This window comes from Aeromicrobium sp. (assembly GCF_032084975.1).
Taxonomy (GTDB): domain Bacteria; phylum Actinomycetota; class Actinomycetes; order Propionibacteriales; family Nocardioidaceae; genus Aeromicrobium.
The window spans coordinates 46,856-65,383 of the sequence record NZ_DAMDLR010000010.1 but is presented as its reverse complement, the minus strand read 5'-3'; the positions used below and the strand labels follow the sequence as shown (position 1 = coordinate 65,383).

Below are 18,528 nucleotides of genomic sequence, written 5' to 3'. Positions count from 1 at the left end.
GTCGACGGCGTCGACGACGAGCGTCCGCGCTACCGCCACGTGCTGCTGGTCGAGCCGGTGCGGTGGATGGGACTGCGGTTCCTGCGGCCCGTGCGTGCTCACGCGGGCGGCATCGTCTGGTACGGCGACCATCTGTTCGTGGCGGGCAGCTCGTGGGGCATCCACGTCTTCCGGCTCGACGACCTGGCGCGAGCGCCGCGCCGCTGGGGTGTCCGGGGCCACCGTTACGTGCTGCCGAAGCACACGTCCTTCCGTGCCGAGACCGAGCCGGGGCACCGCCCGATGACGTACTCCTTCATGTCCCTCGACCGCAGTGGCGAGGTCGACCACCTCGTGACGGGCGAGTACGGACGGGCCGGCGGCAGCCACCGGCTGCTGCGGTACGCGCTCGACCGTGACACGCACCTGCTCGCCGGGCAGCCGGCCGCGACGCCGCTGGAGGCGCACACCGCCGTGGCGCGCATGCAGGGCGCGGTGCTCGTCGAGGGGCAGTGGGTGATGACGGCGAGCGCCGGCGAGGGCAATCCGGGTGATCTGTGGGTCGGCCGCCCCGGCGCGCTGGAGCGCCGTCGTGGCGTGCTCCCCACCGGGCCCGAGGACATCACGTGGTGGCCCCAGCGTCGCGAGCTGTGGACCCTCACCGAGTGGCCCGACCGTCGTTGGGTCTACGCGATCGACGCCGACGCGTGGATCGAGCGCGAAGCGAGAGGGACGTCGTGAACCGCACCCGCGTCGTCGTGATCGACGACAGCACCGTCATCCGCGGCGGCTTCGCGACCGTCCACCCCGAGCTCGAGGTGGTGGCGACCTACGCCAGCGTCGAGGACTTCGAGGCCGATCCGGCACCCTGCGACGTGGTCGTGCTCGACCTGCTGCTGCGTGGTCCCCAGGGCACGATGGTCCGGACCAAGCAGGGCCGCGCGGCGATCCGTGCGATCCGGGCGATGGACCTGCCGGTGTGCCTGTACACCGACGAGCGGCGGGCGATCGTGCTGGCGCTGTGCCTGCGGGCCGGGGCACAGGGAGTCGTGCACAAGTCCGACTCGCCGCACGTCACGGTCCGTGCGGTCGAGGACGTGCGCGCCGGCACGGTGGTCGTCACCCAGTCGCTCATCGGCCTGACCGAGTTGCTGGACCGCCGTGGCGCGCCGCTCGACCTCAGCCCGCGCCAGCGCCAGGTCATCTCCGCCCGGGCGCGAGGCCGCCACTGGAGCGACGTGGCCTCCACCTTGTTCATCACCGAGGACACGGCGCGCGAGCACTACCGCGCCGCGTGCGCGAAGCTGCGTGACTACCTGCGGCACACGAGCCCCGGCGACATCGAGCACGCGGTGGGTCTCGCGCCCGGGGACGTCCTCGACGAGGCCTGACCCCCCGGTTCCGGGGGTACCGCTGCCGGGCGGGGTCCGCGAGAGTGGTGGGGCCAGTGGGTCTGAAGGGGCGTCCGGTCGCATCTCGGGCGTGAGCGGTGTCCCGGGTGATCGCTCGTTCGGTCACCACCTGATCTGCTGACACCGAGTTCTCGGGGGAGCCGAAGGCCGGGGCGTGCTGCACGCCCCGGCCATCGACTGTCGCGGCCTACGATCGTGACGTGGACCTGACCGAGCTGCTCGTCCTCGTCGAGCAACGCCGCCGCGAGGCGGGACGCCCGATCGTCGTCGGCGTCTCTGGCTACGGCGGCTCCGGCAAGTCCACCCTGGCGCGAGCGCTGGTCGACTCACTGCCCCATGCCGTCCGCATGCGCGGCGACGACTTCCTCGATCCCGTGCGCGTCCACCGTCGCTCGCCCGACTGGGACGGTGTCGAGCGGGACCGGCTGGCGACAGAGGTGCTGCGGCCGTTCCGCGGGGGGACGCCATCGTGGTTCCGGCGGTACGACTGGGACCTCGACCGCCTGATGGACCCGGAGCCGGTGCCGCGAGCGGACGTCATGGTCCTCGACCTGATCGGGCTGTTCCACCCGGACCTGCTGCCCCTGCTGGACCTCACCGTCTGGAGCGACGTGGACCTCGACACCGCGACCGAGCGAGGGATGGCCCGCGACCGCGCCCAGGGCAACGACGTCGACCGCAGGTGGACCGACGTCTGGGTGCCGAACGAGCGCGACTTCGAGCAGCGGTTCGCCCCGCGGCAGGTCGCGGAGGTCCTGGTCCCCAACCCCTGAGGGGCGCGCACACCGCCCTGCGAGCGTCCGCTGATCCACCTAGCGTGGGGACATGAGCTCCACCGACGTGCACACCGACCGGCGGCTCGGCTGGGCCCTGCTCGCGGCGGCGATCCTGCAGGTCGTCGCGCCGGTGGTCCAGACCCTCGCCGACGTCTCCCAACCCGGATCGGACAGTGACGAGCTGCTGATCACCCCGGCCGGGTGGGCGTTCTCGATCTGGAGCCTGATCTACCTCCTGGCACTCGTGCACGCCGTCGTGACGCTCTGGCGCCATGACGGCGTCGGGAACCGCCGGTTCACGATCGACCTCATCGTGCTCTACCTCGGCGCGACCGTCTGGATCGCGGTCTCGGCGGCGGCCATCAGCTGGGCGACGTTCATCGTCCTGGTCCTGATGACGTGGTTCGCGATCGACGCGGCCCGGCTCGCCGCCCGCGCTCGTCCCGTGGACCCGCCGTGGATCGGTCACCTGGCCCGCGCCACCAGCGGCATCTATGCGGGCTGGGTCAGTGCCGCCGTGTTCCTCAACCTCGGCACCGGCGCCCTCGAGCTCGACCTCGTCGGACCGGACGCGCTGGGCTGGCAGATCGCCCTGCTCGCCGGCGCGGCGATCTTCGCCCTGGGCATCAACGTCTGGATGCCCCGCAGCCCCGGCTACGCCGCTGCCGTGATCTGGGCACAGGTCGGTGTCATCGCCGCGGTCGCGGGCGAGTCCGACGGCGCTCTCATCGTGGCCGTCGCCGCGATCGTCCTGCTGGTGCTCGAGACGGCGTTCTTGTGGAAGCGCGTGCTGACGGACTGACCGCCGGACTGAGGCACACTGGCGACGTGTTCGATCGCGACGACGACGCGCTGCGCAGGCGTGACAACCTCAAGTGGGCCACGACCGAGCCGGACGTGCTGCCGGCCTGGGTCGCCGACATGGACGCCGACGTGCCCGGGGTCGTCGTGCGACGAGTCCAGGACCTGCTGACCTCGGGGGACGTCGGATACCGGGACTTCGACGCGCCGGACGCGCTGCTCGCGGCGTTCGAGTCCCGGATGGCGGAGCGGTTCGGCTGGGCGCCCACTCCGGGACTCGGGCGCGCGTTCACCGACGTGATCCAGGCGTTCCAGGCGACGGTCGAGCTGATGACCGCGCCCGGCGACGCGATCGCGCTGCACGTGCCCAGCTACCCGCTGTTCCTCGAGTCGCTCACGGCGGTCGGTCGCCGGATCGTGCCGATCCACTGGGACGCGGGCGCCGACGAGCTGGCCGCGTCGTGGCGGGACGACGGCGTCCGACTGGTCGTCGTGGTCAACCCGCACAACCCGTCCGGGCGCATGCTGACGGCCGACGAACTGCGGCCGGTCGCCGACGCCGCGGCCGCGCTCGACCTCACGGTCCTCGCGGACGAGATCCACGCCGACCTCGCGCTGGACGGTCGCCGTCACGTGCCGTTCGCCTCACTCGGCCCGGATGTCGAGTCGCGCACCGTGACCGTCACGTCCGCGTCGAAGGCGTTCAACCTCGCCGGACTGCACTGCGCCGTCGCGCACGTGGGCGACGCACGGCTCCGGGAGCGGCTCGACGCCCTTCCCTTCGCGTTCCTGGGCGGCGTCAGCAGCACCTCACGCGTCGCGACCGTGGCGGCATGGACCGAGGGCGGACCGTGGCTGGACGACCTGCTCGACCGGCTGCGGGTCAACCGTGACGCGATCACGGACTGGGCGTCTTCCGCCGGCGTGGGCGTCCAGCCGGCCGAGGCGACCTACCTCGCGTGGCTCGACTTCGCCGGGACGCCGATCGCGGCCGACCCCGCCGGGGCGATCCTCGAGCGAGGTCGCGTCCGGCTCGCGCCCGGTCGCGAGTTCACCGCGCACACACCCGTGGACTCCTCGACCTTCGCGCGACTGAACTTCGGCACGAGCCCCGAGCGCCTGTCCCGCATCCTCGACCGCATCGGGTCGCTGCTGCGGTAGTGGGACCTCGAGTCACTGATAGGTGATCAGCTGCGGCCGGGGCCGGACGCGCCGCCACGTCTGGGCGACGTCGAGCATCGGATCGTCCTCGTCGACGAAGTTCTTCCAGCCCCAGCCGACGCCTTCCGGTGCTCCCTGGCGGATGACGCCCCACGTGCCGAACTTGGCCGCGGGACTGCCCTGTCCGTCGACGTGGATGACGGTCGCCAGCTCGGGGTGGTCGGTCCGGACGCGGTCGCGATCGCGGATCATCTGCAGCTGGAACTGGTGCAGGACGAACACCTTCTGCGGCAGGGCGTGCCGGCGGGTGAGCCGGGCCAGCCATGCGGAGGTGCGGTTGACGTCGCGGGCGTCGGTGTGGCCGATCCGCTCGAGCGGCCTGCCCTTCGGTCCGAGCTTCCACTCCGGGTCCAGGGCCAGCCCGACGTGAGGGCGGCGCAGCAGGGACTCGTACTCCTCGGCCTGCTCCAGGAACGTCGACCGGCCCGGTTGCAGGTCGAGGATCACGACGATCCCGGCGCGCTCGGCGGCATCGACGAGCGGCTCGAGGTCGGCGACCTTCGTTCTCGCTGAGTAGTCGCCGTGCGGGCCCTTGGCCGCCGCGGCGACGGTCGTGATGATCTCGAAGGCGGGGACGAACGTCGCGTCGGGCGCGACCCGGCGGTACTTGCGGACGAGCTTGCGCACGCGCGCGACCGACGCCTGCGGGCCCTGCTCGCCGAGCACCCCCAGTGCGGGGCCGGACGGATGGCCGTACATCGCCAGCAGGTGCTTGCCGCGGGTGGCGAACCAGCCGCCGCCGACCGCCTGCGCGTTCGCGCGGACGACCCGGACCGCGTACCCCGAGACGCCGAGCGTCAGCAGCGGTCCGTCGGGATCGCGCTGGAGCTTCGTGACCGAGGGCTCGTGCGTTCGCGGGTCGGCGGCGATCGCCGTGAGGTCGGCGTCGCCGATGGCACCCAGGTGCAGCAGCGCGGGGGACGGGCGACCGGTCAGCGCGATGGTGACGGGCGAGGGGCGTTCGACGGGATCGGCCGACTCGCCGGCCTCGTCGGCCTGGGCCAGGATCCGCGCGCCCAGCCGATCGGCCTCGGCGCGTCCCTCGGGCGAGTCGGGCAGTACGGGCACTCCGAGCTCGCGCGCCCGGTCGAGTGCCTTCTGCTGGTCCTCGGCGGGCAGCAGGACGACGGCCGACGCGGACTCGAACAGGTACGCCGACGCCGCGACGAGGTCGTCGGCGCCGGCCACGGTGAGCGAGCTCGGGCTGGCCGGGACGATGGTCTCCGCGTCGGGCACTGGGTCCTCGCTCTCGCAGGCCGCCAGCAGGGTCACCAGCAGCGCCGTCGAGCCGACGGCGGCCAGGACCTCACGGAACGAACGCACCTGCGCGACGGTACCCGGCCGGTCTGGAGCGACGACAGGGTGCGCACGCCTCGTTATGCTCTGCCGGGTGATGACACAGGCGGCCGAGCAGGAGATCGACGGTCTCGCGGGGTTCATGGTCGACCTGATGGACCGGATGGGACTGTTCGGCGCGGCCCTCGCCGTCGGCCTGGACAACCTGTTCCCGCCGATCCCCAGCGAGATCGTGCTCCCGATGGCGGGGCTGGCCGCCAGCCAGGGCCGCTTCTCGCTCGCGGGCGCGCTGTTCGCCACGACGGCGGGCTCGGTCATCGGCGCGTGCATCATGTACTGGCTCGGTCGCCTCTTCGGGCGCGACCGCACCGAGTGGGTCTTCGCCAAGACGCCGCTGCTGAAGGTCAGCGACCTCGAGCGCACGGAGGCGTGGTTCGCCAAGCACGGCACGAAGGCGATCTTCTTCGGCCGGATGGTGCCGATCTTCCGCAGCCTCATCTCGATCCCGGCGGGCGTCGAGAGGATGTCGTTCGGCATCTTCCTCGTGCTCACGACGCTGGGCAGCCTGATCTGGAACTCGATCTTCGTCGGCGCCGGCTTCACCCTCGGCGAGAACTGGCACGTGATCGAGCCCTACGCCGACTGGTTCCAGCGCCTCGTCATCCTCGCCGTCCTCGTCGTCTGCGGCTGGTTCGTCATCAGCCGCGTCCGCGAGCTGCGCGACCCCCGCGAGTCGTGACCGGCTGACAGTTTCCCCGGTTAAGTGGGTTTCCTGTCACTTAGCGAGGGTTGCGATCCTCGAGAAGTGAGGGAGAACCTCGTGAAGTCAGCACCGCATCACCGATCGGGCCACGCCTCCCTCGAGCAGCCGTGTGTCCACCCAGCAAGATGCGCGGCGGACTGAACGAGGTTTCCTGTCACTTCACGAGGATCGCAACCCTCGTGAAGTGAGGGAGAACCTACTTAACCGGGGAAACCGTCACTCCCGCAGCGACGGAGGGACGCCGGCGTCGCCGGCGGCCGCCTCGAGGATCTGGGCCTGCAGGCGCCGCAGGTCGTCCGAGGTCCAGCCGTCGGGTTGCAGGACCTCGGCCCAGCCGGCGACGTGCTGGCCGACGAAGTCGTGTCCGTGCCCCGACGGCACGGCCATCGCCACGGCCATGTCCGCCGAGGTCTGCCAGAAGGTGACGATCGGGTACCAGCGCATCGCCGAGGCGACGTCCGCCCCGCGCGGCTCGTCGAGCCAGTCCGGCTCGTTCCAGATCAGGTCGGGACTCCACCACGTGATCGGGTCCGACGGCTGGACGAGGTACAGCAGGTGCGGCCCGTCCCACGGCTGGTCGGCCGGGGGCGTCGCCTGCCAGGGGTCGTTCGTGAACCGCACGGTGCGGCCCCCGCGGTAGACGGGCTCGATCTCGCGGCTGCCGGCGTCACGGCGCTCGCGGAACTCGGTGAACAGGTCGTTGAAGCCCGGCGCGCCCACGAACAGCCCGCCCGAGGTGCGGTTGCGCAGGTCGGCCTCGCCGCTGAAGGCCGTCTCGAGCGCGAACGACCCCAGGCTCTCGCCGAAGACGTAGACGCGCGGTCGGCGGTCGGCCGGCAGCGCGGACCACTCCTGGTAGACCGCGTCGAACAACGCGCGGCCGGCGTCGCGCGCGGCACGTTGGTCGACCAGGAACGAGATCCAGGACGGCAGGTGCGAGTACTGCATCGAGATGATCGCGGAGTCGCCGCCGGTCAGGTACTCGAACGACTCCGACGCGCTCGGCTCGATGAAGCCCGAGCCGGTGGTGCCCGCGATGAGGAGGTACTCGCGGTCGAAGCCGCCGGCCCGCTGCAGGTCCTCGACCGCGAGCCGGGCGCGCTCCTCGACGTCCTCGGCGTGAGCGGTCCCGGCGTAGATGCGGATGGGGTCGAGCGCGTCGCGACCGGTGAACGTGGCGATGTCGTCGCCGCTCGGCCCGCGCGCGACGAACCGCCGGCCCTGTCGTCCGAGCTCCTCCCACGCGAGCAGGGACTCGTCACTGCCGGACCGCAGCTCGCCCGGCGGCTCGAGGGTGGTCGAGACCTGTTGGTCGCCCAGGGCGAACGACGCGTCGATCGCCCTGATCGCGTTGTCGTACACGAGCCCGCTGAGGGTGAAGAACGTCAGCGCACCGACGGTCAGCCAGCCGACGGCGCGTGCGGCCTGGGGCCCGATCCGCCGTCCGAGGAACGCCGACAGGGCGCGAGCGGCGCGGCGCAGTCCGCGGGCGATCATCAACAGCAGCAGGAAGATCGCGACGCCCATCAGCGGGACGGTCAGCAGCCGCCACGTGCTCGCGTCGCCCAGGCCCATCAGGGAGCGGACGCGATCTTGCTGGCGCACGCTGAGGAAGTCCGCGACGAGCAGCGCCACCGCACCGACGCCGAGCAGGACGTGCCAGTGGCGGGGTCGCGGCTCACGAGGCCCGCGGTCGGCGAACGCGCGCCAGATCCACGCGAGGGCGACCCCCAACCCGTACCCGATCGCGGCGGTCACGCCGGTCACGAGGCCTTGGAACAACGCCGGACGCGGCAACAACGAGGGGGTCAGCGACACCAGCGCGAACACGAGCGCTCCCGTCAGGCCGGGCAGGGTCGGCCTGATCCACCCGCGCAGGGTCCCGATCATGGCGAGAGTGTGACAGATCGAGGACTCCGCCCGGGAGTAGTAGCGTCGAGCCCATGGCGAACCAGCTCTTCATCGCAGGTCAGTGGCGCGACGCCGAGGGTGGCGCGACGTTCGAGGTCGAGAACCCGGCCACGGGGGAGGTCCTGGCGACGGTGGCCGATGCCTCCGTCGCCGACGGCAAGGCGGCCATCGACGCGGCCGTCGCCGCCCAGCCGGAGTGGGCGCGCACCGCCCCGCGTGACCGGGGCGAGATCCTGCGTCGCGCGTTCGAGCTCATCACCGAGCGCACCGACGAGCTGGCCGAGCAGATGACCGCCGAGATGGGCAAGCCGATCAGCGAGTCGAAGGCCGAGATCGCGTACGGCGCCGAGTTCTTCCGCTGGTTCGCCGAGGAGTCGGTGCGGATCAACGGCCGCTACGCCGTCTCACCGAACGGCGCCACCCGCCTGCTCACGCTGAAGCAGCCGGTCGGGCCGTGCCTGATGATCACGCCGTGGAACTTCCCGCTGGCGATGGGCACGCGCAAGATCGGTCCCGCGATCGCGGCCGGTTGCACGATGGTCGTCAAGCCGGCGTCGCTCACGCCGCTGACGATGCTGAGCCTGGCCGAGATCCTGGTCGAGGCCGGACTGCCCGAGGGCGTCCTCAACATCGTCACGACGAAGAGCACGGGCGAGGTGATGGAGCCGATCATCCGCGACCCGCGGCTGCGCAAGCTCACGTTCACGGGTTCGACCGAGGTCGGTCGCTCGCTCATCGAGCAGTCCGCCGAGGGCGTCCTGAAGGTCTCGATGGAGCTGGGCGGCAACGCGCCGTTCCTCGTGTTCGAGGACGCCGACCTCGACAAGGCCGTCGACGGCGCGATGCTGGCGAAGATGCGCAACCTCGGCGAGGCGTGCACGGCGGCCAACCGCTTCATCGTCCACGCGTCGCTGGCCGACGAGTTCGCGCGCAGGTTCGCCGAGAAGATGGCCGCGACCGAGGCGGGTCCGCTCGTCGAGGCGAAGCAGCGAGACAAGGTCGCCGAGCTGGTCGACGACGCGAAGCAGCACGGAGCCACGGTCCTGACCGGCGGCGAGGTCCCCGACGGCGCCGGCTACTTCTATCCCGCGACCGTGCTGGCAGACGTGCCCACCGAGGCGCGCGTGTGGCGCGAGGAGATCTTCGGCCCGGTCGCCCCCATCTACACGTTCACCGACGACGACGAGGCCATCGAGATGGCCAACGACACCGAGTACGGCCTGGTCGCCTACGCGTTCACGCAGAGCTACGCCCGCGCGATCAAGGTGTACGAGGGCCTGCAGACCGGCATGGTCGGCATCAACCAGGGCGTCGTCTCGAACCCGGCCGCTCCGTTCGGTGGGCTCAAGGCCTCCGGCTTCGGTCGTGAGGGTGGCGACGAGGGCATCGAGGAGTACCTCGAGACCAAGTACGTCGGTCTGGCACTCTGACGTCGGTCGTCCGGTCGTGCCGGGAAACGGCGGGACTGGTGTGACATGTGGGGCCTCAGGCCTTGCATGTGACGCGCGGCATGACACTTTGTAACCCACCCTGTAGTTCTTTGGGACTCTCTTCGCTCCGCAGCCGCGACCAGGCCGTGCTCCTTCGTCATTCTGGGTGAGGTCGCCTTCCTCCCTTGGCGATCGCACATCTCGGGTCTGCGCCTCTCGGGCGCTCGGAGGAGCACCATGCCGACGCTCTCGCGTCCTCGCCGCGCCCTGTGGGCGCTCGCTCTCGTCGCCGCGCTCGGCACCACCGCGTGCGGCGCTGGCGATGAGCCAGCCGACGAGGCGATCCCCCCGGCGGCCACCTCGACCGTCCCCAGCGGGTCCGAGGACTCCGCGCTCGAGCAGCCGGTCGGAGCCGTCGAGATGCTGACGGACGTCGACTGCCGGCCGCGCGACGGCGCCTGGCGCGGCACGGCACGACTGACCAACACCACCGACGCGAAGGCGACCTTCGAGGTGACGTTCACCGTCATCGAGGCGAAGGGCAACGCCGTCGTCGGTGAGAAGACCTCGACCCACGACCTGGCCGCCGGTGAGTCCACGGCCGTCAAGGTCGCCGACGTCCACGACGGTGACGAGGACGGCCTGCAGTGCGTCCGCCGCGTCCTCAAGAACTCCTGAATCCTGTGACCAGAAAGTCAGCTGTGACGTACTCCCTCCCGCGCCGGATCTTCTCGTACTTCTTCTCGGCGTTGCTCATTGCCGGCCTGCTGGCCGTGCTCCCCGCGGTCACCAAGACCGCCCCGGTGCAGGCCGCCGAGGGCGACTACCAGTGCGCCGACGCGCTCTACGGCACGAACGGGACCGGCCTGTACAAGCTCGTTCCCGGTGCCACCAGCGTGACCGAGACCAAGGTGGGCGACTTCCCGGCGAGCGTGAACAGCGTCGCCGTCGTCCCGCGGGGCAGCGAGCTCTACGCGATGTCGGCGCAGTCGGGCGGCACCGCCACGCTCTACAGGTTCGGCCAGACTGCCGCGTACCGCACGATCACCGGCCTCTCGACCTCCGAGTTCGTGGTCGGCGGGGCGATCAACCCCGAGACTGGCGACTACTGGTTCTCCACCACGCGCACGGACAACACCACGATGCGCTTCTTCCGCATTCCCCTAGGCACGTCCGGCGGCTCGCTCGCGGCCACGCCCGTCATGACGACCCAGACGCCCGGCTTCAACGGCGTCAGCACGGACTTCGCGTTCGACTCCCGCGGAAACGCCTACGTCGAGTTCTCGTCCACCGACAGCGGCTACACGAACCGCCTGATGCGCTTCACGGCCGCGCAGCTCACGACGGGTGGCGCACAGACCGGCACCCAGATCACGACGCTCGGTGCGAACGGCACCGCCTACCCCGGCATCGCCTTCGGCTCGGACGGCTACATCTACGTCCAGGGCGGCAGCAACCTGTACCGCCTCCGTCCGACCAACGGCACGAGCCAGGCGACCCTGGCGACGTCGCGGGCGTACAACGACCTGGGCTCGTGCGCGACCCCCGGCGTCATGGACAACGTGGTCAAGGACGTCGTGGCGCGCAAGAAGGCCACGGACCAGTTCACCGTGAGCCTCGCGGGCGACAACCTCACGACCCTGACCGGCACGACGGCCGGCACCGACACCGGCCTGCAGCTGAACCCCAGCGAGATCGCCGGGCCGTCGCTCGTCCTGCCCGGCGCCACGTACACGTTCCGCGAGACGGCGGGCAACGCGAACACGAGCCTGGGCGACTACCAGTCGACCTACGAGTGCATCAACGTCGACACCCGGGCCGTGATCACGTCCGGCACCGGCACGTCCGGCACCCTCACCGTGCCGAAGGCGGACGCCCAGGGCGTCAACGCCAACGTCGTGTGCACCTTCACGAACACGCCGAACGATCCGAGGATCGACCTCACGAAGACCGCCTCGGGCACCCCGCAGAAGGCCGGTGACACGATCACCTACTCCTTCGGCGTCACGAACACCGGAAACGTCCCGCTCAGCAACATCGTCGTCACGGACCCGCTGCTGGCCGGCAAGACGATCACGTGTGCGGCCACGACCCTGGCGGCGGGCGCGTCGACGACCTGCTCGGTCTCGAGCGCCTACGCCGCCACCCAGGCGGACGTGGACTCCGGATCGATCGGCAGCACCGCCACCGTGACGGGAACTCCCTCCACCGGCGCGGCCGTCACCGACACCGCCAGCACGACGACCACCGTCAACCGGACCGCGCGCCTGAAGTTGGTGAAGTCCGCGTCCGGCAGCCCGACGAAGGCCGGCGACAGGATCACGTACTCCTTCACGGTCGAGAACACCGGGAACACGACGGTCACGGGCGTGAACGTGATCGACGGCCTGGTGACCGGCGAGACCTGCTCGCCGTCGACGCTGGCGCCCGGCGCCACCGCGAACTGCACCGCTGACGACTACGTCGTCACCCAGGGCGACGTGAACGCCGGCACGGTGAACAACACCGCCGACCTGGTCGGCACGCCGCCGTCCGGAGTCTCGCTGTCGCGGGACGGCGACTCGTCGCGGTCCACCGTCACGCCGCTCACGCGCCTCTCCGAGCTCACCCTCGTCAAGTCCGCGTCGGGCACCCCGACCAAGGTGGGCGACCAGGTCACCTACTCGTTCAAGGTCACCAACACGGGCAACACGACGGTCACCGGCGTCGCGGTCACGGACCCGCTGGTCGGCGCCGTCAGCTGCCCGACCGGGTCCTTGGCCCCCGCCGCCTCGGTCACGTGCACCGCCGCCGCCTACACGGTCACGCAGGCCGACGTGGACGCCGGCACCGTCGTCAACACCGCGACCGCCACCGGTACGGGCCCGGGAGGCACCCCCGTCCCCGCGTCGACGTCGTCGACCGGCAAGACGGCCACGCCGATCGCCGCGGACGCCGGCATCACGGTGGCCCTCGCGCACAGCACGAACCTCATCTCGACCGTCGGCCAGACGATCACGTACACGCACACGGTCACGAACAACGGCGACGTCACGCTGTCGGGCGTCTCGCTGACCGACACCCTCGGCACCTCGATCACCTGCCCGGAGACCGGCCCGCTGGCCCCCGGCGCCTCGCGCGTGTGCACGTCGCAGTACACGGTCACGCAGGCCGACTTCGAGGTGGGCGCCGTGGTGAACACCACGACGGGACGGGCCACCACGCCGCAGGCGGTGGAGGTGTCCGGTGACTCGTTGAGGATGGAGAAGGCGCTCTTCGTCGCCCGCAGGCTCAGCGCGACGCTCGCGGCGTCCGGCTCGCCCACCAAGGCGGGTGACGAGATCGTCTACACGCTGACGGTCACGAACACGGGCAACGTCGCGGTCAAGCAGCTCACCGCCTCCGACGACCTCCCCGTCGCCTACCAGTGCGAGGTGACGAGTCTGGCGCCGGGCGAATCGACCACCTGCACCACGAAGTACGCCGTCCGCCAGGGTGACGTGGATGCCGGCCAGGTGACCAACGTGGCCTCCGCGAGCGCCCTCACCCTGAAGGACGGCCCGGTCGCCTCGCTCAGGTCCAACACCGTCGTCACGCCGATCGTGGCTCCCGCCGAGCTGACGACCACCGTCGTCGCGTCCGGGACGCCCGCGAAGGCCGGCGACACGATCACCTACACGACGACCGTCACCAACACCGGCCCTGTCACCGTCACGCAGGTGAAGGTCACCGACGACCTCGGCAACACCTACGTCTGCAACGTGGCCACGCTGGCGCCGGGGGCGAAGGCCACCTGCACCACGACCCACACGGTCACGCAGGCACAGGTCGACGCGGGCAAGGTCGCGAACACCGCGACGGGCACCGCCACGGACCCGTCGCAGAAGCCGGTCGAGGACGACTCGGCACTCGTCGAGAAGGCCATCGCGGCGAACGGCGCGGTGACGATCACCCTCGGCCAGTCCGCCGGCACGATCACCCAGGCGGGCCAGGGCGTCCTGTACACCTACTCCGTCCAGAACACCGGCAACGTCACGCTGACCGACCTCAGGGTCACGGACACCCAGGGCCGCGAGTTCGAGTGCGGGACCTCGCTGCAGGTCGGCTGGACCGCGATCTGCTCGCGCACCCACACGGTGACGCAGGCCGAGGTCGACGCCGGCCGGGTCGCGAACACCGCGTCCGTGACGGCGCTGACGCCCACGCAGGTCGAGGTCGAGGACGACTCCGACCAGGTCGCCAAGACGATCGTGGGCGCCGCCGAGCTGACGACGACCGTCGTCGCCTCCGGCACGCCGACGAAGAAGGGCGAGAAGATCACCTACACGGCCACGGTGGAGAACACCGGCGCCGTCACGGTCGACACGCTGAAGGTCACCGACGAGCTCGGCAACACGTACGAGTGCGACGCCGTGACGCTCGCACCGGGCGCGAAGACCGAGTGCACGACGACGTACGCCGTCACGCAGGCGGACGTCGACGCGGGCGAGGTCGACAACACCGCGACCGGTGGTGGCCTCACCCCGTCGGACGAGGGCGTCTCGGACGGCAGCGACGAGGTCACGACGTCGATCGCGAAGAACGCCGAGCTCACCACGACGCTGCTCGACTCGGGTACGCCGAAGAACGCCGGCGACACGATCACCTACACGATGACGGTGGCGAACGTCGGCAACGTGACGGTCGACGACCTCACCGTGGTCGACGATCTCGGCACCGCCTACACGTGCGACGTCACCGAGCTGGCGCCCGGCGCCCGCGCCACGTGCGAGGCCGTGCACACGGTCACCCAGACCGAGGTCGATGCGGGCACGGTCGTGAACTCCGGCAAGGCTGCCGGCGCCGACCCCGCCGGCGATGGGGTCGAGGACGCCTCGAACGACGTGGACACCCCCATCGCCGCCGAGGCCGAGCTCAGCACGACCCTCGTCCCGTCCGGCTCCCCGACGAAGAAGGGTGATGAGATCACCTGGACCGCGACGGTGAAGAACACCGGCAACGTCACGGTCGACACCGTCGAGGTGACCGACGAGCTGGGCAACGCGTACACGTGCGACGTGACCGGGCTCGCGCCGGGCGCCTCCGCCACCTGCGTCGCCAACGACACGGTCACGCAGGCCGAGGTCAACGCCGGCACGGTCGCCAACACGGCGACGGGCGCGGGCACTGGCCCGAAGGACGCGGCCGTCACGGACGACTCCGCGGAGGCGACCGTGACCATCGCGCCGGGCGCCGCCCTGACCGTCGTGCTCACCCAGTCGGCGAACACCGTCACGAAGAACGGCCAGGAGATCGCCTACGGCTACACCGTGGAGAACACCGGCAACGTGACGGTGGACGAGCTCGTCGTGACGGACGCGCTCGGCAACACGCTGGCGTGTGACGTCACCGAGCTGGCGCCGGGCGAGAAGGCGACCTGCACGGCCACCCACCAGGTCACCCAGGCGGACGTGGACGGCGCCGAGGTCCAGAACCAGGCGAAGGCGACCGGCTCGACCCCTGCGGACGCGAAGGTCGACGGTGCCTCCAACACCGTCCGCAAGCCGATCCTGGCGGCCCCCGCGCTGACGACGACCGTCGAGGCCGATGGCTCGCCGAAGGCCGAGGGCGACGAGATCACGTACACCGTGACGATCGAGAACACGGGCAACGTGACGGTCGACCACGTGGAGGCGACCGACGAGCTGGGCAACACGTACGTCTGCGACGTCACCACGTTGGTGCCGGGTGAGAAGGCGACCTGTGTCGCGACCCACCCGGTCACGCAGGCCGATGTCGACGCGGGCCAGGTCGACAACACGATCACCGCCGGCGGTCAGGACCCGTCCGGTGACCCCGTCGACGACGAGTCGGACCCGGTCACCACGACGATCCCGGCGTCGCCCGAGCTGACCACGACGGTCGTGCCCACGGGCTCGCCCGAGCAGGCCGGCGACGAGGTCACGTACACCGTGACGATCGAGAACACGGGCAACGTGACGGTCGACCACGTGGAGGCGAGCGACGAGCTGGGCAACACGTACGTCTGCGACGTCACCACGCTGGCGCCCGGCGAGAAGGCGACCTGCGTCGCGACCTACCCGGTCACGCAGCCCGACATCGACGCGGGCGAGGTCGACAACACGTCCACCGCGGTCGGTCAGGACCCGTCCGGCGACCCGGTCGAGGACGAGTCCGCCGAGACGGTCGTCGACCTCGAGGCGGCTCCCGCCCTGACGATCACCGACGCCGCGGCCGGCGTGCTGGCCGACGCCGATCACGACGGTCGCGACAGCGCGGGGGACACCGTGGCCTACACGTACGAGGTGAGGAACACGGGCAACGTGACGCTGCGCGACGCGGTGGTCACCGACACGCTCGGCACCGTCATCGCCTGCGTCCCGGGCACGCTGGCGCCCGGCGACACCGCGACCTGCGTCTCGGTGCCCGTCCCGGTCACCCAGGCGCAGGTGGACGCGGGCCACGTCACGACCCGCGGCACCGCCACCGCCCAGCCACCGGCCGGCGCCACCGTGGCATCGCCCGCCTCGGACGAGCTGGTCACGCCTTTGGAGTCGACCGACGAGCTGGCGATCGTCACGCGGATCTCCTCGCGGGAGGACGTGAACGGCGACGGCAGGATGAACGCCGGCGACCTGGTGTTCTACGCCTTCGACGTCACGAACGCGGGCAACGTCACGCTGGACGGCGTCACGGTGCGCGACGCGCGCCTGGCGGGTCAGGGGATCGCGGTCGAGTGCCCGACGCCCCTCGGCCGACTCGGCATCGCGGCCTCGGCCTCGGGTCCCGGCGGTCCGAGCCTGGCGCCGCAGCAGGCGACGACGTGTGTCGGCGCGAAGGGCTACACCGTGACGGCCGGCGACGTCCAGGACCGCGTGATCGAGAACAGCGCCACGGTCGACGCGACCGTGCGCCGCACCGGCGACGCGGTCACCGCGAAGTCCGATGTCGTGACGGCGGCGCCCGTCGCGTCGCCGAAGCTGACCCTCACGACCGAGGTGGAGGTCAAGGACACGAACCGGAACCGCCACACCGACACCGGTGACGAGATCACGTACACCTACACCGTGACCAACACCGGCGACATCACGTTGCAGAACGTGGCCATCTCGGACGATCGACTGGCCGAGCAGGGCATCACGATCACCTGCAGGCCCACGACGCTGGCGCCGGGTGGGACGGCGACCTGCACGATGTCGGACCCGTACGTGGTCACCGACGAGGACGTCGAGAACGGCTCCGTGCTGGACACGGCAACCGCCCACGGCGAGGACCCGGTCGGCGGCACGACGACGTCGGTCCTGTCCGAGGAGGTCGAGTCGGTGGTCGAGACGCAGGCCGAGGTGGACGAGGTCGAGACCCCGCGGGAGCCGCGCGAGCGGGAGCCCCGCGAGCGGGAGCTGGCGGATGCCGGTGGACCGGCCGTCGCGGTCGGCGCCCTGGGTGTCGTCGCGGTCGGTCTCGGTCTGGGCCTGGTGGGCGCCGCGCGTCGTCGCCGCCACGACGAGGCTGCCTGATCGATCATCGCGCCCGCGTGGCCGAGTCGCCGGACTCGGCCCGCGGGCGTCGTCGTGCTCAGCCTCCCTGGGCGGTCGCCGTGCCGTCCTCGAGGTCTTCCTCGACGCGCCGGGTGAAGGCGGCCGCCGACTCTGATGGCAGGCGGCGGTGGACCGAGAGGTTCACGTCGAGACCGAGGTCGTCGTAGCGGGCGCGTCGTCCGATGATGCGGTCGGGATCGAGCAGCGGACCCACGAAGGTCCACGTGTCGAGGCGGGCGAGCGCCATCTCGGGCCAGCCCTCCTCGACGCTGCGGGCCTCGATGCGGCGCGCCAGCAGGAACATGACCTCGTCGGGCCGGCGATCGGCCCGGGACGTCACCTCGAGGCGCAGGACCGGGGTGCCGTCCTCGGCGGAGCGCTGGAGCAGCTCGACCGCGGCCTTGCGGCCCAGGGTCTGGGTGGCGGGGTCGTGGCCCTGGAGCTCACCCGAGACGACCGGGAACGACGAGCTCTCGACCGATGACCGTACGGGCCGGAACATCAGGACGAGATCGCCGTTGCGGGCCAGCGGGTCGACCTGGTGGACGGACAGCGCGGTGCGCAGGGTGCCGTGCTGGATCTCGAGCCGGATCGCGAGGCCGTCGACGAAGGTCGGCGCGATCCCGAGGGTCTTCGACAGGTTGAGCCCACGCTTGGGTTGCGTCCCGGTGAGCTCGAGCAGGCTGGCGGCCGGGCCGTTCCAGTCACGCAGCCTCCCGTCGCAGTCGACCACGAAGATGAAGACGCCGATGGAGTCGAGCAGGCGGTCGGCGCGGGACGCGGAGCGTGACCACTCGCCGGGGTGCGCCGTGGTCCACACGGCCAACAGCGCGATGACCGCGGCGATGATCGAGGTCAGGCTCGGCTCGACGACCTGGAACGTGACGGTCAGCAGGGCCGCGGTCTCGGCCGCGATGATGAACCGCCGCACGTGGCGCGACTGGTCGTGCTGGCGCATGTTGAGCGTCAGCACCGCCGCGCCGAGGAACCCGAAGCTGTAGACGAGGTGCGCGAGGAACACCGGACTCTCGCGGTAGTCCTGTCCCTCGGCGATGATCCCCATCGCCGGCAGCATTCCGACGAACGTCGCCGTGCTGAACCAGACCATGGCGATCCACATCCACGCGGGACCGCGCCAGCGACCGAGCACGAGGCGTCGGCACAGCACGAAGAAGCTGACGGCGGCCATCTCGACGGTCAGGATGCTGATGGCGGCGATCAGGCTGGGTCCGTGGTCCTCGGGACCTCGTACGGCGCGCGTGAGGTTCCAGCCGGCGGTCGCGAGGACCGTGATGACGGCCGGAACCGAGATCGCCGGCCGTCCGTGTCGGACCGCCGCGACCGAGAGCACCAGGAGTGCTGCCACGCACACGTACGCGACGGTCATGGGCCAGATTGTGGCAGTCCGCGGGCGTGAGGGCC

The 18,528-nt window shown here is 71.1% G+C and carries 11 protein-coding genes and 1 pseudogene; 9 read left to right on the top strand and 3 right to left on the bottom strand.

What is annotated here, in order from left to right; all coding sequences use genetic code 11:
- From RT323_RS04310 to RT323_RS04290, 5 genes and pseudogenes are all read left to right on the top strand, one after another.
- Positions 1-720: pseudogene (locus RT323_RS04310) on the top strand (hypothetical protein); the annotation flags it as partial.
- Positions 717-1,370 (top strand): hypothetical protein, encoded by a 654-nt coding sequence (locus RT323_RS04305; RefSeq protein ID WP_313405308.1) that lies wholly within the window; start codon positions 717-719, stop codon positions 1,368-1,370. The pseudogene RT323_RS04310 and the gene RT323_RS04305, both read left to right, overlap by 4 nt.
- 221 nt (positions 1,371-1,591) lie before the next feature.
- Positions 1,592-2,164: a hypothetical protein gene (locus RT323_RS04300; protein WP_313405307.1), complete on the top strand. Its 573-nt coding sequence runs from the start codon at positions 1,592-1,594 to the stop codon at positions 2,162-2,164.
- A gap of 52 nt (positions 2,165-2,216) precedes the next feature.
- On the top strand, positions 2,217-2,969 hold the full coding sequence (locus RT323_RS04295) for a hypothetical protein (protein WP_313405306.1): 753 nt from the start codon (positions 2,217-2,219) through the stop codon (positions 2,967-2,969).
- Positions 2,970-2,995: 26 nt separating this feature from the next.
- Positions 2,996-4,129 (top strand): aminotransferase class I/II-fold pyridoxal phosphate-dependent enzyme, encoded by a 1,134-nt coding sequence (locus RT323_RS04290; RefSeq protein WP_313405305.1) that lies wholly within the window; start codon positions 2,996-2,998, stop codon positions 4,127-4,129.
- Positions 4,130-4,141: 12 nt separating this feature from the next.
- Here the strand turns inward: RT323_RS04290 and RT323_RS04285 are convergent, their stop codons facing one another.
- Positions 4,142-5,512, bottom strand: a complete 1,371-nt coding sequence (locus RT323_RS04285) for a hypothetical protein (RefSeq protein ID WP_313405303.1) — start codon at positions 5,510-5,512, stop codon at positions 4,142-4,144.
- Between the two features lie 70 nt (positions 5,513-5,582).
- Here RT323_RS04285 and RT323_RS04280 point away from each other — a divergent pair, with 70 nt between their 5' ends.
- Entirely contained in the window at positions 5,583-6,224 is a 642-nt protein-coding gene (locus RT323_RS04280; protein ID WP_313405319.1) for a DedA family protein, read from the top strand.
- 240 nt (positions 6,225-6,464) lie between these two features.
- Here RT323_RS04280 and RT323_RS04275 read toward each other — a convergent pair whose 3' ends face one another.
- Positions 6,465-8,138 carry an alpha/beta-hydrolase family protein gene (locus RT323_RS04275; RefSeq protein WP_313405301.1) on the bottom strand — a complete coding sequence of 558 codons (1,674 nt, stop codon included), beginning with the start codon at positions 8,136-8,138 and terminating at the stop codon, positions 6,465-6,467.
- A 53-nt stretch (positions 8,139-8,191) separates the two neighbouring features.
- Here RT323_RS04275 and RT323_RS04270 point away from each other — a divergent pair, with 53 nt between their 5' ends.
- From RT323_RS04270 to RT323_RS04260, 3 genes are all read left to right on the top strand, one after another.
- Positions 8,192-9,589: an NAD-dependent succinate-semialdehyde dehydrogenase gene (locus RT323_RS04270; RefSeq protein WP_313405300.1), complete on the top strand. Its 1,398-nt coding sequence runs from the start codon at positions 8,192-8,194 to the stop codon at positions 9,587-9,589.
- Between the two features lie 237 nt (positions 9,590-9,826).
- The gene (locus RT323_RS04265; RefSeq protein WP_313405298.1) at positions 9,827-10,267 is read left to right on the top strand and encodes a hypothetical protein; all 441 of its coding nucleotides are present in this window, start codon (positions 9,827-9,829) and stop codon (positions 10,265-10,267) included.
- A gap of 23 nt (positions 10,268-10,290) precedes the next feature.
- The gene (locus tag RT323_RS04260; protein ID WP_313405296.1) at positions 10,291-17,085 is read left to right on the top strand and encodes a hypothetical protein; all 6,795 of its coding nucleotides are present in this window, start codon (positions 10,291-10,293) and stop codon (positions 17,083-17,085) included.
- Positions 17,086-17,143: 58 nt separating this feature from the next.
- On the opposite strand, the gene RT323_RS04255 is transcribed toward RT323_RS04260, so the two are convergent.
- Complete coding sequence (locus RT323_RS04255) at positions 17,144-18,493, bottom strand: PAS domain-containing protein (protein WP_313405294.1); 1,350 nt, start codon at positions 18,491-18,493, stop codon at positions 17,144-17,146.
- Positions 18,494-18,528 lie beyond the last annotated feature (35 nt).

What these genes read in the sequence shown, in the direction of transcription:
- RT323_RS04265 (WP_313405298.1), top strand. Translation starts at nt 9,827, where the DNA reads ATGCCGACGCTCTCGCGTCCTCGCCGCGCCCTGTGGGCGCTCGCTCTC.
- RT323_RS04275 (WP_313405301.1), bottom strand. Translation starts at nt 8,138, where the DNA reads ATGATCGGGACCCTGCGCGGGTGGATCAGGCCGACCCTGCCCGGCCTG.
- RT323_RS04280 (WP_313405319.1), top strand. Translation starts at nt 5,583, where the DNA reads ATGACACAGGCGGCCGAGCAGGAGATCGACGGTCTCGCGGGGTTCATG.
- RT323_RS04295 (WP_313405306.1), top strand. Translation starts at nt 2,217, where the DNA reads ATGAGCTCCACCGACGTGCACACCGACCGGCGGCTCGGCTGGGCCCTG.
- RT323_RS04270 (WP_313405300.1), top strand. Translation starts at nt 8,192, where the DNA reads ATGGCGAACCAGCTCTTCATCGCAGGTCAGTGGCGCGACGCCGAGGGT.
- RT323_RS04255 (WP_313405294.1), bottom strand. Translation starts at nt 18,493, where the DNA reads ATGACCGTCGCGTACGTGTGCGTGGCAGCACTCCTGGTGCTCTCGGTC.